The organism is Corynebacterium guangdongense (genome assembly GCF_030408915.1).
Taxonomy (GTDB): domain Bacteria; phylum Actinomycetota; class Actinomycetes; order Mycobacteriales; family Mycobacteriaceae; genus Corynebacterium; species Corynebacterium guangdongense.
Window position 1 is genome coordinate 1,874,379 of sequence record NZ_CP047654.1, and the last position, 13,041, is coordinate 1,887,419.

Here is a 13,041-nt window from a genome sequence, read left to right on the forward strand (position 1 = left end):
CCAGCCTCCAGCCAGCGGGACCCCAGTCTCGTCGATTTCTCAGAAGCGGGTTTCCAGGGAGCCGCCGGGCTCGGCCCCCGCCGGGTACCCGTCGCCACGGGCGAGGGACCCTTTGACCTCGGAGGCGTAGACGTCGACGTAGGGCTCCTCGGTCAGCTCCGCCAGAACACGCATGACGTGATCGGTGAAGGGGCGCGCCACCGCGTGGGAATCGTGCGGGTCGAGGCCGTTCTCGCGGGCCCAGGCATGCGGGTCGATGGGCGCGCCGATGCGCATGCTCACCTTCGCGGGCCGGGGCACGACGGAGCCGATCGGGTTGGCGGCGCGGGTGTTGAGCATCGCCACCGGGATCACCGGCGCGCCGGTGGCCATCGCGATGCGCGCCATGCCGGTACGTCCCCGGTAGATCCGGCCGTCCGGGGAGCGGGTGCCCTCCGGGTAGATGCCGAGAATGTCGCCGCGGTCCAGGACCGTGCGGGCCGCCGCGAGTGTCGCGTCACCGGCGTTGTCCGCCTCACGGTCCACCGGAATCTGGCCCGCCGCGTTGAAGAACCACCGTTTGAAGCGCCCGGTCAGGCCGGGGGCGGTGAAGTACTCGGCCTTGGCCGGGAACTGCAGCTGGCGCTTCATCATCAGCGGCAGGTAGAAGGAGTCCATGACCGCCTGGTGGTTCGAGGCCATGATGGCCGCGCCCTCCTCGGGGATGTTCTCCGCGCCCTCGATCTCGGGGCGGTTGTAGAGGTGGAGCAGCGGGCCCAGCGTGGCCTTGAAGAATGAATACCACTTGTTCTGCATGGCGGTGTCTGAAGAACCCTTCTACCTCGACGAAGCGCGAGCGACGCGCAGTGAACCGGCTGGATCGTCGCAGCTAGTAGCGTGCCAGATCAGCCACGCCGATCATACCCGCCTGGGGCCCCAGATCCGCGGTAACGAGGCGGGCCAGGGGCCGGTGTCCCGCCCCCACGATCGAGTCGGCCATCGTCCCGCGGGCGCGGTCGAGGTAGAGGTCGGAATCGGCGGACACGCCGCCGGCCAGGACGACAAGTTCCGGGTCGAGGACGTCGGCGACCATGGACAGCCCGAGTCCGAGCCAGGACGCGAAGGAGTCCAGCGTCGCGAGGCCGAGGGGGTCACCTGACCGGGCGGCGGCGACGATGTCCGGGCCTCCGACGGCCGCCGGATCCGTCAGCAGCGCGGCGCGCAGTTTTCCCCCGTCGCCGACGCCCCCGGCGGCCAGCTCCTGGGCGGTCTCGACCAGCGCGGTGCCGGAGGCGTAACGCTCCAGACAGCCCGTTTTCCCGCAGGAGCAGGCGCGCCCGCCGGCGGCGACCTGGAGGTGTCCGAATTCCGGCGCGGTGCCGTAGGCGCCGCGGAAGATCGTGCCGTCGATCATCAGGGCCGCGCCGATGCCGGTGCCGACGGCGAAGAGCACCCACGTGCCCGCCCCCTGGGCCGCGCCGAAACGGTACTCGCCCCAGGCCGCGGAGTTCGCGTCGTGTTCGAGACGCACGGGCAGGTCGAGGCGCTCGGCCAGGTGGGCCCGCAGAGGGAAGTCGAGCAGCGGGAGGTGCGGCGCGAAGCGGACGACCTCGCACTCCGGGTCGAGGAACCCGGCGACGGCCAGGCCGACGGCGGCGACGGTGGGATGATCGGCGCGCAGGGCCTCGACCAGGTTGACGATGGCGTCGATCATCTCGACGTCGGAGGCGGGCGTCAGGACCGCCCGGGAGTCGATGATCTCACCGGCCGGGGTGACGACGGCGGCCCGCAGGTTGGTTCCGCCGATGTCGAAGCCGATGGTGGGCGCCCCGGCGGGGACGGTCATGCGTGCCTGGTCGGACATCTGCGATAAGCCTCTGGATCTGGGAGCGGGGTGGGAGATCAAAGGGTAAGGATATACCTTTGCCCCGGCCGCTCCTAGCGGAGGCCCGCGCGACGCGGTACCCGCGGTGTCAGTCGAGCAGGGCCCGCAGGCGGGCGCCCATGATCTCCCAGGTCCACTGCTTCTCGACGAAGGCACGCCCCGCCCGTCCCATGTCCCGGCGTAGCTCTGCGTCACTGAGGAGGCGATCCAGCGCACCGAACAATTCCCCCGTGTCGCGGCCGTCGACGACGATGCCGGTCTCCGGGGTCACCGTTTCCGGCGCTCCGCCGGAGTCACCGGCGACGACCGGTATTCCGCAGGCCTGCGCCTCCAGGTAGACGATGCCCAGCCCCTCGACGTCGAGTCCGCCGCCGCGGGTGCGCGCCGGCATGGCGAAGACGTCGGCGGCCGCGAGCAGGGCCCGCATGTCCTCGAAGGGCAGCGCGCCGGCGAAGGTGAGGGCGTCGGGCCCGAGGCGGAGGGCGTCGGCAAGCGTGCCCAGGCGGGCTCCGTAGCCGCCCTCACCGACGATGACGAGCCGGGTGCCGGGGTGGTGCCGGCGCAGCCGCGGCAGGACCCGGATGAGCTGATCCTGGCCCTTGCGCGGGACGAGCCGAGAAATGCAGATGATGACCGGCTCCCCGCCGAACCCGAAGCGTGCCCGGGTCGCTTCTCGTTCCGCTGGCGGGGCCGGACGGAAGACGTCGGTACTCACCGCCGAGGGCAGCGCCACATAACGGGGGTGCTCACCGAACGCCGGACGGATGCGGCCGAGCGTGTAGTCGGAAATGTAGGTGACGACGTCGGAGTGCCCGCCGATGCGGCGCAGCGCCTGACGGGCGCCCGGAATCATCGACCAACCGACCTCATGGCCGTGGGTGGTGGAGATGATGCGCTCGGCGCCCGCCTTCCGCGCGGCCGGCGCCAGCAGCCCCAGCGGAGCGGAGGCGCCGAACCAGACCGTGCGGATGTCGTGCTCGGCGACGATCTGTGCGACGGCGTCGGCGACCGTGGGCGTCGGCAGCATGACCGCACGGGGCCAGCGGATGATTCGGTGCCCGGCCCGGGCGTCGTGGCTGTGGGCGGCGGCCTCGTCCTGGGTGGAGGCGAAGACCATGATCTCGCTCTGGTCGAGGGTGGCGACGTAGTCGCGGAGATAGGACTGGATGCCGCCGAGCGTCGGCGGATAGTCGTTGGTCACCAGCAGCGTCGAAGGCATGGCTCACAGCCTAGTGCGTGGGACGTCGGCCCGGGCCCGTGCCGGCGGCCCTAGTAGCGGGAGGCACCGGTGATCGGCATCGAGTCGAAGGGGACGACCTGGACGGGAATGCCGTAGTCGGAGGCGTGGACGACCTGGCCGTTGCCGATGTACATGCCAACGTGGGTGGTTCCCGGGTAGTAGCCGATGATGTCGCCCGGCTGCAGATCCGACAGCGCCACGGACATGCCGCCCGCCAACTGCGCCTGGGAGGTGCGCGGGATGGTCTTGCCCTGCTGCTGATAGGCCCAGTACATCAGTCCGGAGCAGTCGAAGGCGCTCGGTCCGGTCGCGCCCCAGCTGTAGGGGGAACCGAGCTTGCTCAGCGCGGCACCGACGGCGCCGGCCCCCGACAGGGAGGCGGCCGCGGAACTGAGGTCGACCGCTGGGTTCGGCTCGACCGGGTTGTTCTGGTTGATCCAGGCTTCGCGCTGCTCTGCGTTGAGGGCGTCGATGCGCGCTTCGATGGCCTCGACGTCCTCGGCCAGCGCGCTGCGCTGCTCCTCCAGGTCACGCTGCCGGGCAGAGAGGATGCTGCGGTGGAAATTCGCCTCCGCGACGGCGGCGTGGGCGCGGCTCGCCTCCGCGGCGGCGGCCCGCAGCTCCCCCTCCAGCGCATCCAGATCCGCGGTCGTGGTGCGCGAGAGCGTGCCCAGGTAGGCCGAACGGTCGATCATGTTCTGCGGGTTCTCCGCGGACAGGGCGTTGGTCACCGGGTCCAGGGCGTCGACGCGGTACTTCGCGCCGGCGACGCCGTCGACCTGCGCCTGAAACTGAACCTGCAGTTCCCGGGCGTGCTGGGCCTTCTCCCCCGCGGTGTCCGCCTCCGCCGCGAGGCGGGCGAGGTCCTGCTCCGCGGAGTCCACGCTGTCTTCCAGCGCCTTGACCTCCTCGCTTTTCGCAGTCGCCTCGTGGGACACCGTCTCCAGCTCTGCCATGAGATCGTCCAGTTCATCCGCGCCGGCCCCCGGCGCTAGCAGGATGCCGCTGGCGGCGATCGCCGCCACGGTGGAGGTGGCTGTCAGACGGTTGGTCCGGTGATGCTTGATGCGGCGCACGAGGTTCGCTTTCTGGGGTGTCACTGTGAGGTTTTCGTTTGAAAAGTGTAGACGGGTCACCGCTTTCGAGCGCGATGAATGACTGTGATCTGGTCGTGTCTCCACCGCGTCTCCCGGTGCGCGAGCCGACGCGGGTAACCACCGGAAAACACCGCTCCCCCGGGGTGGACGGCGTCAGGCGCCGCCCACCCCGGGGGGGTGGCTCGATCTGGCGCGTCTAGAAACGGAACGCGGAGTGGATCGGCATGTAATCGATCGGACGCTGAGCGACCGGGGAGCTGGAGTTGAGGGCGTCGACCATCATGCCGTTGCCGACGTATACGGCCACGTGGGAGGCGCCGCCGTAGTAGGCGATGAGGTCGCCGGGCTGCAGCTGGCTCAGCGGGACCGGGGTGCCGGACGCTGCCTGGGCCTGCGAGGTGCGCGGAATGGACTTGCCCGCCTGGGCGTAGGCCCAGGAGGTCAGGCCGGAGCAGTCGAAGGCGTAGGGGCCGGTGGCGCCCCAGCCGTACGGGGAACCGATCTTGGACAGGGCTGCGTCGGCAATCGCCTGGCCGGTGGAGGAGGCTGCCGGGGCGGGGGCCGGCGCCGGAGCTGCCGGGGCCGGGGCCGCGACGGCTGCCGGCGCGACGACCGGCGCGGAGTAGACGACCTCGGACTCGGCCTGGTTGAGGAACTGGGTGAAGCCCGGGATCGCGGAGGACATCGGCAGGGCGCGGGCCTGGTCGATGGCCCCCTGGGCGTTGGCTCCGGAGCCGGCCTGGCCGGCCAGGGACGGGATCCAGGCCTCGATACCCGGAACGTCGGCGATGCCCGGGATGTTCTCGATGCCGGCGACCTCGGCAGAGATGCCCGTGCCGGGGACAGTGACCTCGGCGGCGTTGGCGACGCTGGGGACCAGAACGGTCGCGCTGGCGGCGGCGGCGGTGGCGGCCACGAGGCGGCGGGCGGTGCGGATGGACTGGCGACGATGCTCGGCCACGAAAAACTCCAAATTCTTCTGCGTGCCTACCGGGTTAGCTGTCGGGTGAGGAGTGAAGATCTCCCCGTCACGTTCCATACGTCCCCCGCGGGTGCAGAGTAACGCCCAAACGTGCAGTGAACCCCTGGAATTCGGGTCCCCGGTCTAATTGCGCTTGAAGGCAATCGGTTCGGCGTATTTTGTTTAGTTTCGGTTCATTGGGACCGTGCTGGTTCCGCAATGTCTCGAACAGGTTACGAAACCGCAACGAACAAAGTCCAGCCACCTTCACCCGGCGGGGTTGTTATCGCGCCGTTATCAAAAACCCGCCCTGACGGGAAGTCGGGATTGCCTTGGTGGACCAAAGTTCCTGCCCTCATCAGTTCCCGTCGTTGACGCAGTTGGGCGACGGTGTCAGTCGTGCCGGACACGAGGCCCAAATGGCCGTGCGGCACGCAGCCCACGGCGGTCAGCGCGAGAAAAGGGTCGGATGTGCGGTTGCTCACACCACCCCGCCTGCCCACCGGTTTCCGTCGGCAACCTCCGCATTCAGGCCTTTCCCACCTGCCACGCCCACCTCGGTGGCCACACCTCCACCACCTTGTGAAGGGGCCGACCGGCGAATTCGGGAGGGCGACCCCGCGGCCCGCAACGGCCCTGCCCTGTCGTGGCGGCCTCCGGGAGGCCCGCACACGCCCGCACCAGGGGGGCCACGCCACAGGCAGCATCCCGAGCCCCGTCGACGCCCCGGAGAGCCGAGGTCACCGCGCACACGTCAGAAAAAGCCTGTGCCCGCACCCCCTCGCGGGTGGTGCGGGCACAGGCTGAGCGAAACTATTCGCGCCGGGGACTAGTGGTCCAGGCCCCTGCGACGGTCAGCCTCGACGTTCGCCTTGTTGAGGGCCTCGAACATCTCGTGCTCCTCGCGGGCGTTCTCCTGCTGAATGCGGTGACGCTTCGCCATCAGCGACGGGTCATCCGGGCTGAAGTAGCCGGAGGTCTCGGAGTCCGCGAAACCAAGCTGGTTGAGCTGCTTCGGCACGTAGGAACCGGCGTACTCGAGCGGGACCGGGTGGCCGTGCTCGTCGACCGGGCCCAGCGGCTGGTGGACCTCGATGAAGGCGCCGTTCGGCAGCTGCTTGATGACACCGGTCTCGATGCCGTGCTCCAGGACCTCACGGTCGGAGCGCTGGAGACCGACGCAGATGCGGTGGGTCAGCCAGTAGGCGATCGGAGGCAGGATGATCAGGCCGATACGACCGAACCAGGTCATGGCGTTCAGGGAGATCTGGAAGAAGTGGGCCACATGGTCGTTGCCGCCCGAGATGGTGATCAGGAGGAAGAAGGTGATCGCCATTGCGCCGATGCCGGAGCGGACCGGGACGTCGCGCGGACGCTGCAGCAGGTTGTGGTGGGCATCGTCGCCCGTGGCGGCCTTCTCGATGAAGGGGTACCCGATCAGCAGGACGACCAGCACGATGGCGACCAGGGCGACCCAGAACGCGGACGGGATGGTGTAGTTGCCCAGGTAGAGCTCCCACGCCGGCATGACGCGGGCGAGACCGTCGGTCCAGAGCATGTAGATGTCCGGCTGGGAACCGGCGGAGACCTGGGAGGTGTTGTACGGACCCAGGTTCCAGATCGCGTTAATCGTGGTGAGCCCGGACATCAGCGCCAGGACGCCGGCGACGAACAGGCCCATGCCGATGGCCTTGGTGGCGAAGACCGGCATGATGCGGATACCGACGACGTTGTTCTCGGAACGGCCCGGTCCCGGGAACTGGGTGTGCTTCTGGAACCAGACCAGGAGGACGTGGGCCGCGATCAGGGCGAGAATGATGCCCGGGATGACCAGGACGTGGAGGATGTAGAAGCGGTCCAGCATCAGGTCGGACGGGAAGTCGCCGCCGAAGATGGCCCAGTGCAGCCAGGTGCCGACGATCGGCATGCCGACGATGATGGCGGACATGATGCGCAGGCCGACGCCGGAGAGGAGGTCATCCGGCAGGGAGTAGCCGAGGAAGCCCTCGACCATGCCCAGCAGGACCAGGGTGACGCCGATGACCCAGTTCGCCTCACGCGGGCGACGGAACGCGCCGGTGAAGAAAATGCGGAGCATGTGGGCGACCATGGACATCATGAACATCAGCGCAGCCCAGTGGTGCATCTGACGGACGAACAGGCCACCGCGGACCTCGAAGGAGATGTCCAGCGCGGTGGCGTAGGCGCGGGACATCTCGACGCCGTTGAGCGGAAGGTAGGCGCCGTCGTAGATCACCTTGGTGATCGACGGGTCGAAGAACAGCGCCAGGTACACGCCCGTCAACAGCAGGATGATGAAGCTGTAGAGGGCGATCTCACCGAGCATGAACGACCAGTGGGTCGGGAAGACCTTGTTCAGCTGCGGACGCAGGAAGCCTGCGACGGTGTAGCGAGAATCGATGTTGTTGCCGATTGCGGCAAGACGGTTATCAGTCTTAGTGCTCATTAGCTCTTACGCTCCCAGAATGCGGCGCCGATGGGCTCGACGAAGTTGCCGTTGGCGACGAAGTAGCCTTCCTCGTCCACGGTGACCGGCAGCTGCGGAAGGGCGCGGGCAGCGGGTCCGAAGACCGGCTTGCCGTACTGCAGGGCGTCGAACTGCGACTGGTGGCACGGGCAGAGAATACGGTTGGTCTGAGCCTCGTACAGCGAGGTCGGGCAGCCGATGTGGGTACAGATCTTGGAGAAGGCGTAGTAGTCGCCGTAGTGGAAGTCTTCCTGCCCCTCACGCTCGATGACGGAGTCAGCGTCTGCGGAGCGCAGACGGATGAGCATCACCGGGTTACGCGGACCATGGATGGAGTGCATGTGGTTCTCGTAGACGACGGCCTCCGGGTCGTACCGGTCGCCGTCGTTGACGTCGCCCTCGGCGAGCGGGAAAACAGTCTCCATGCCGCCGGCGGCCAGATCCTCGGGACGCACGCGGACCAGACGGGAAATGCCCTGGGTGGTGTAGTGCGTGCCGGTTTCACCGGTGTGCTTCTCGGCGATGGTGCCGATGTCGCGTGCCAGGTAGAGCTTGACGCCCTGCTCCTGGAGAGTCCAGCCTGAGGTCCACAGGGTGCCGTCGCCGTGGTAGTCCATTTCACGGGCGCGCCACGGGTTCTTGATGGCACCACCCAGCGGGGCGATGACGACGAGGCCGAACAGGACGCCGGCCGCGCCGAGCAGGCCCTTGATGGTGGTGCGGCGACCCAGGGTGGAGGTCGACCATGCGTCGTTCAAAAGCGCGGTGACGGTGCGACGGTCAATCTCCTCGGACGGGCCGTCGTGGCGGCGCTGAACGGAGATCTCCTCCGGAATGAACTTCTTGACGTACAGCACGACCGCCATGCCCAGGCTGATGATTGCCAGACCGGAGGTCAGGCCCAGCAGCGGGGTGTAGACGGTGTGCAGGAGATGACCCTCGTCGCCGAGCATCTTGAATTCCCACGGCCAGAAGATGTAGATGCCGAGGAACGCAATGGCGGCTACGACGGAGATCGCCAGCCAGATGGCGACGCCGGTGGCGGCGCGCTTTTCTGCCGGATCGTTCTCGATCGGCCACCGGTCCTTGCGGTAGGCGACGGTGACGCCGTCCAGCTCGGTACCGAGGCGGGCGAGCTCCTCGTTGCTCATCGCCGCGAGTTCGCGGTCGGTGTAGTCCTTCTTCACGTTGTTACTCATGAGCGCGATCCAATCCACAGTGCAACACCGATAAGCGCGGTGATACCGATCAACCACATGGCCAGGCCCTCAGAGACCGGGCCAAGGCCGCCGAGGCCCCAACCGCCCGGGGACGGGGTTTCCTTGGCGGACTTGATGAAGGCGATGAGGTCCTTCTTCTCGTCGGCGGAGAGCTGACGATCGGAGAACTTGGGCATGTTCTGCGGACCGGTGAGCATGGCCTGGTAGATCTCCTGCTCGTTCGCCGGGTCCAGGCCCGGGGCGTACTTACCGGAGGAGAGAGCGCCGCCGCGTCCGGTGAAGTTGTGGCAGGAAGCGCAGTTCAGGCGGAAGAGTTCGGAGCCGCGGGCCACGTCCTCTGCCTGGATCTGGCCGTTGTAGTTGGAGCCGCGAAGCTCCTCCATGGCGATGGTGCCGTCTTCGTTGTAGACCAGCTCCGGGCCGCCGCCATTGGCGGCGACGTAGGCCGCCAGGGCCAGGGTCTGCTGCTCAGTGTAGCGCGGCGTCTTGCGCTCGGCCTGAGCGTCGTTGGACATCATCGGCATGCGGCCGGAATGCACCTGGAAGTACACCGAACCCTCGCCGACGCCGACCAGGGACGGGCCGCGTTCTGCGACGCCCTGCAGGTTGGCGCCGTGACAGGTGATGCAGGCGACATCGTAGATGTCCTTGCCCTCCTGAATCAGGGAGGCGTCGTCACGCTGCGCGGTGGCGACCTGGGCGTCGGGGGTGAGTGCGGCACCCAGGACGCCGGCACCGGTCAGACCGATGGTCAGCGCAAAAGCGCCAGCTGCGGTTCGACGCAGCTTACGGTTACGACGCAGCTTCTTGCCGGAGGCCGATGCCCCGGCCGAAGCCTGCTCGTTGGTTGGATTGGTATCCATCATTTTCCTGTTCGTTTCGCTCCGTTGTCGGAAAGTGAGTGGGTCGTGCTACTGGACGAAGTAGATGATGATGAAGACGCCGATCCAGATGACGTCAACAAAGTGCCAGTAGTAGGACACAGCCATGGCGGCGGTGGCCTGGGCCGGGGTGAACTTCGACTTGGAGATTCGCAGCAGAATCACCACGAATGCGATGATGCCGGCGGTCACGTGAGCCATGTGGAAGCCGGTCAGGATGTAGAACACCGAACCGTAGACACTCGCCTGGATGGTGATGCCGTGGTGGATCATCTCGTACCACTCAAAGGCGACCAGTCCGAGGAAGATCACGCCGAGAAGGATCGTGACCGCGAACCACTTGCGGAGGCCGTATACGTCACCCCTTTCGGCCGCAAACACACCGAACTGTGCCGTGACAGACGAGGAGACCAGGACCAGCGTGACAATGATGCCGAGTGGCACATTCACGAGAGCTGTGTGCTCTGTCCAATCTCCCTGCATGCCGTTGGCGCGCGACGTGAAGTACATCGCGAACAGGCCGGCGAAGAACATCAACTCCTGGGCAAGAAACACAATCGTGCCGACACTGACGACATTGGGTCGATTCAGTGCCGGAACACGCTGTGGTGTTGCCATACCTTGGTTAGAAACTGCGCTCGTCACGCCTAACAGTATGGACGGATTCCGGCGGGAAGTCACCTCGACTACCCCCGACTTATCGGGAGATATTTCACCCCAACCAGCGGTTTTAGTGGCCTCCAAACAGGCTCCCGAACTTTTGGAGGCACTCGGGAACTTTCCTGCCTGACCATCCGACCTCCGCATCCACGCAGGTCACGTCGGACGGGCATCGGCGCGTGTCCGAGCGGTGGATACCGGGGGCGGGCCCCACCCCTACCTGACCTGCCGAAGAGGGGCCCCAGGAACCCTTCGAGATTGAAATCACAGAATGACCCCACCGTTCCTGCAGGTTCCAAACTTTCGGTTGACCCCCTGCCTGAGGTGCGGTTTTATGCGACTAGGCAAGGAACGATCGGCGGGCTGGAAGCGGGTTTACAGTATCCAGACAGTCAGGGGCAGATCACCCGCAGGCACCGTTCCCCCACACCCCCGATTCGGACATGACCGACACCCGGCCATGCCTAATCTAGGCCGGCCGGAAAACGTCAACGTCCCCTCTCCCCGGAAACCCGGTGGAGGGGACGTCGTGACGTTGACGGGCGGGAGGCACGGCCCGGTCAGGCTATCAGTGCTTTTCCTTCGGCATACCGTACTGCAGGGAGAGCATGGTGGAGGCCCAGATGAGCATGATCGCACCGAGGGCGATCATCCAGAAGTACATGAAGACCAGGCCGAGACCGAGGACACCGACTGCCAGGGACATCGCGAAGGGCCAGATGGAACCCGGCGAGAAGAAGCCCAGGACGCCAGCCTTGTCCTCGACCTCCGCCTCCTCCCAGTCCTCCGGGAGGGTGTCGATGCGGTTGCCCGTGAACTGAAGGTAGCCGCCGAGCATCATGGCCAGCAGGAAGGCGAGGAGGATGGCGATGGAGCCGGTGTACTCGAGTCCGTAGAGGAAGGCGTCATCCTGAACCCACATGGTGGAGAAGATGTAGACCAGAGCGACGATGCCGAGGAACGCCGCGATCGAGAACATGATTTTTGCACCTGGGCGCATTGTTTATACTCCTTTTCTTTAATGCAATCGATCGGTGGATTAAGCGTTGTAGGCGGCGTTGTTGTCGCGGGCGTTCTCACCGTCGCGGGTGGCGCGATCAGAGTTGAACGGCTGGGTGGTCACGGCGTACGGCTCCTGGCCGATGGAAGCCAGCGCCTCGGAGTTCGGTGCCTCCGGGTTGGCGATGCGGTACTCCATGTAATCGGTGAAGTCCTCCGCCGGGACGACGCGCAGCTCGAAGTTCATCATGGCGTGGTAGGTGCCGCACATCTCCGCACAGCGGCCGACGAATGCACCCTCCTCGATGGACTCGACCTGGAATGCGCGCTGCTGCTGGTTGGCCTCCGGGTGAGCGTAGACGTCACGCTTGAAGAGGAACTCGGGAACCCAGAACGCGTGGGAGACGTCGCCGGAAGCGAGACGGAACTCGATGGCGGTGTCTGCCGGCAGAACCAGGACCGGAATCTCCTCGGTGGTACCGAGGGTCTCCACCTCGTTGAAGTTCAGGTAAGACTGGTCACCCTTGGACTTGCCGTGGATGGGGTTCGGGTTGGCGACGCCCTCCGGATCAAAGGCGGACTCCTCCGCGAGAGCGTTGCGGCCCTCGTCGGTGCCCACGTACTCGGAACCGGTCGGGCTGAGTTCCGCCGCGACGTTCTGGTAGCCGAATTTCCAGTTCCACTGGAACGCGGTGACGTCGACGGTGACCCGCGGGTCCTTGTCCAGCGCGACGACCTTGGTCTGTGCCTGGACGGTGAAGAAGAACAGCACCATGACGATGACGATCGGCGCGCCCGTCAGGACGAGCTCGAGCGGAACGTTGTACTGAAGCTGCTTGGGGAACTCGCCCTCACCCTTCTTCTCCTTGGCCTTGCGGTTCCAGCGCACGATGGCGGTCAGGAACAGGGACCACATGATGATGCCGATGATCCAGGCGGTCACCCAGACCCACACCCAGAAGTTGTACATGGACTCGCCCTCGGGAGTGATCGGGTCCGGCCAACCCATGTCGAGAACGTTGGAAACGGCCTCCGGAGGGGCCACCTCACAACCGGTCAGTGCCAGTGCACCCAGGGCGACCATGCCGCCAAGGAGTGCCTTGCGGGAGAAGCCGTGCTTCTTTCGCTGTTCCACGTGTGTCTGCCTTCCTGTCCACACAAACGTCACAATGCCAGTCTTGCTGGCATTCCTATCCCAAAACATTAGTGGAAGGCTGACGTTAAGCAGCCTCCGTTTCTCTACTGATATCCGTTAACCCCTACGTCACGGGTCAGCCTTTTCATTGAGTCGGAGCGACCTTACGCAGGTGGCGCGTGACCACGGGGGATCCACCGCACACTTTCCCTGTGAGGGAAGGCACAGCCGGACTTCCCGGCCTCATCCTTTAGTTGGAACCCGTTCGGGGCCTGCCGAAAGGTTGAAGTATTTCACCTCGCCGACATGCCCGCCGCCGGCGCTTCCGGCCCGGCCGCGATCCCGGGGTGGCAGGTGGGACCATGGCCCCCCACCGCCTAAAGTGGGCTGCAACCAATCCGGCTGCCTCCACCGTGGTCCGGACCGATTCGCCCGCGCAGGCCCGTCCTGCCGAGCCACCGCATCGGGCCGGCCCGGTCGGTGGCACCGGATCTGC

12 protein-coding genes and 1 riboswitch are annotated in these 13,041 nt (G+C 66.4%); all 12 genes read right to left on the minus strand.

Translation table 11 applies throughout. From position 1 onward, the window contains the following. Nucleotides 1-39: 39 nt before the first annotated feature. The 12 genes from CGUA_RS08840 to ctaC all read right to left on the minus strand — a co-directional run bounded on the left by CGUA_RS08840 (nt 40) and on the right by ctaC (nt 12,494). Nucleotides 40-795, minus strand: a complete 756-nt coding sequence (locus tag CGUA_RS08840) for a lysophospholipid acyltransferase family protein (protein WP_290194823.1) — start codon at nt 793-795, stop codon at nt 40-42. A gap of 73 nt (nt 796-868) precedes the next feature. Then, nucleotides 869-1,843 (minus strand): ROK family protein, encoded by a 975-nt coding sequence (locus CGUA_RS08845; RefSeq protein ID WP_290194826.1) that lies wholly within the window; start codon nt 1,841-1,843, stop codon nt 869-871. A gap of 109 nt (nt 1,844-1,952) precedes the next feature. Then, the gene (locus CGUA_RS08850) at nt 1,953-3,083 is read right to left on the minus strand and encodes a glycosyltransferase family 4 protein (RefSeq protein WP_290194828.1); all 1,131 of its coding nucleotides are present in this window, start codon (nt 3,081-3,083) and stop codon (nt 1,953-1,955) included. Between the two features lie 50 nt (nt 3,084-3,133). Continuing rightward, nucleotides 3,134-4,204, minus strand: coding sequence for an NlpC/P60 family protein (locus CGUA_RS08855; protein ID WP_290194830.1), 1,071 nt, complete (start codon nt 4,202-4,204; stop codon nt 3,134-3,136). Between the two features lie 193 nt (nt 4,205-4,397). Continuing rightward, nucleotides 4,398-5,162 (minus strand): C40 family peptidase, encoded by a 765-nt coding sequence (locus CGUA_RS08860; RefSeq protein WP_290194831.1) that lies wholly within the window; start codon nt 5,160-5,162, stop codon nt 4,398-4,400. A gap of 8 nt (nt 5,163-5,170) precedes the next feature. After that, nucleotides 5,171-5,347: riboswitch (cyclic di-AMP (ydaO/yuaA leader) on the minus strand. Nucleotides 5,348-5,395: 48 nt separating this feature from the next. After that, on the minus strand, nt 5,396-5,647 hold the full coding sequence (locus CGUA_RS08865; RefSeq protein ID WP_290194833.1) for a hypothetical protein: 252 nt from the start codon (nt 5,645-5,647) through the stop codon (nt 5,396-5,398). Nucleotides 5,648-5,991: 344 nt separating this feature from the next. After that, nucleotides 5,992-7,629 (minus strand): cytochrome bc1 complex cytochrome b subunit, encoded by a 1,638-nt coding sequence (gene qcrB / locus CGUA_RS08870; protein ID WP_290194834.1) that lies wholly within the window; start codon nt 7,627-7,629, stop codon nt 5,992-5,994. After that, on the minus strand, nt 7,629-8,849 hold the full coding sequence (gene qcrA, locus CGUA_RS08875) for a cytochrome bc1 complex Rieske iron-sulfur subunit (RefSeq protein ID WP_290194836.1): 1,221 nt from the start codon (nt 8,847-8,849) through the stop codon (nt 7,629-7,631). Before qcrA ends, qcrB begins: the two co-directional genes overlap by 1 nt. Beyond that, the gene (qcrC, locus tag CGUA_RS08880; RefSeq protein WP_290194838.1) at nt 8,846-9,736 is read right to left on the minus strand and encodes a cytochrome bc1 complex diheme cytochrome c subunit; all 891 of its coding nucleotides are present in this window, start codon (nt 9,734-9,736) and stop codon (nt 8,846-8,848) included. Before qcrC ends, qcrA begins: the two co-directional genes overlap by 4 nt. A gap of 45 nt (nt 9,737-9,781) precedes the next feature. Further along, nucleotides 9,782-10,396, minus strand: a complete 615-nt coding sequence (ctaE, locus tag CGUA_RS08885; protein ID WP_290194840.1) for an aa3-type cytochrome oxidase subunit III — start codon at nt 10,394-10,396, stop codon at nt 9,782-9,784. Nucleotides 10,397-10,979: 583 nt separating this feature from the next. After that, nucleotides 10,980-11,411, minus strand: coding sequence for an aa3-type cytochrome oxidase subunit IV (ctaF, locus tag CGUA_RS08890; RefSeq protein ID WP_290194842.1), 432 nt, complete (start codon nt 11,409-11,411; stop codon nt 10,980-10,982). Nucleotides 11,412-11,450: 39 nt separating this feature from the next. Further along, nucleotides 11,451-12,494, minus strand: coding sequence for an aa3-type cytochrome oxidase subunit II (ctaC, locus tag CGUA_RS08895; RefSeq protein WP_374725074.1), 1,044 nt, complete (start codon nt 12,492-12,494; stop codon nt 11,451-11,453). Nucleotides 12,495-13,041: the final 547 nt, after the last annotated feature.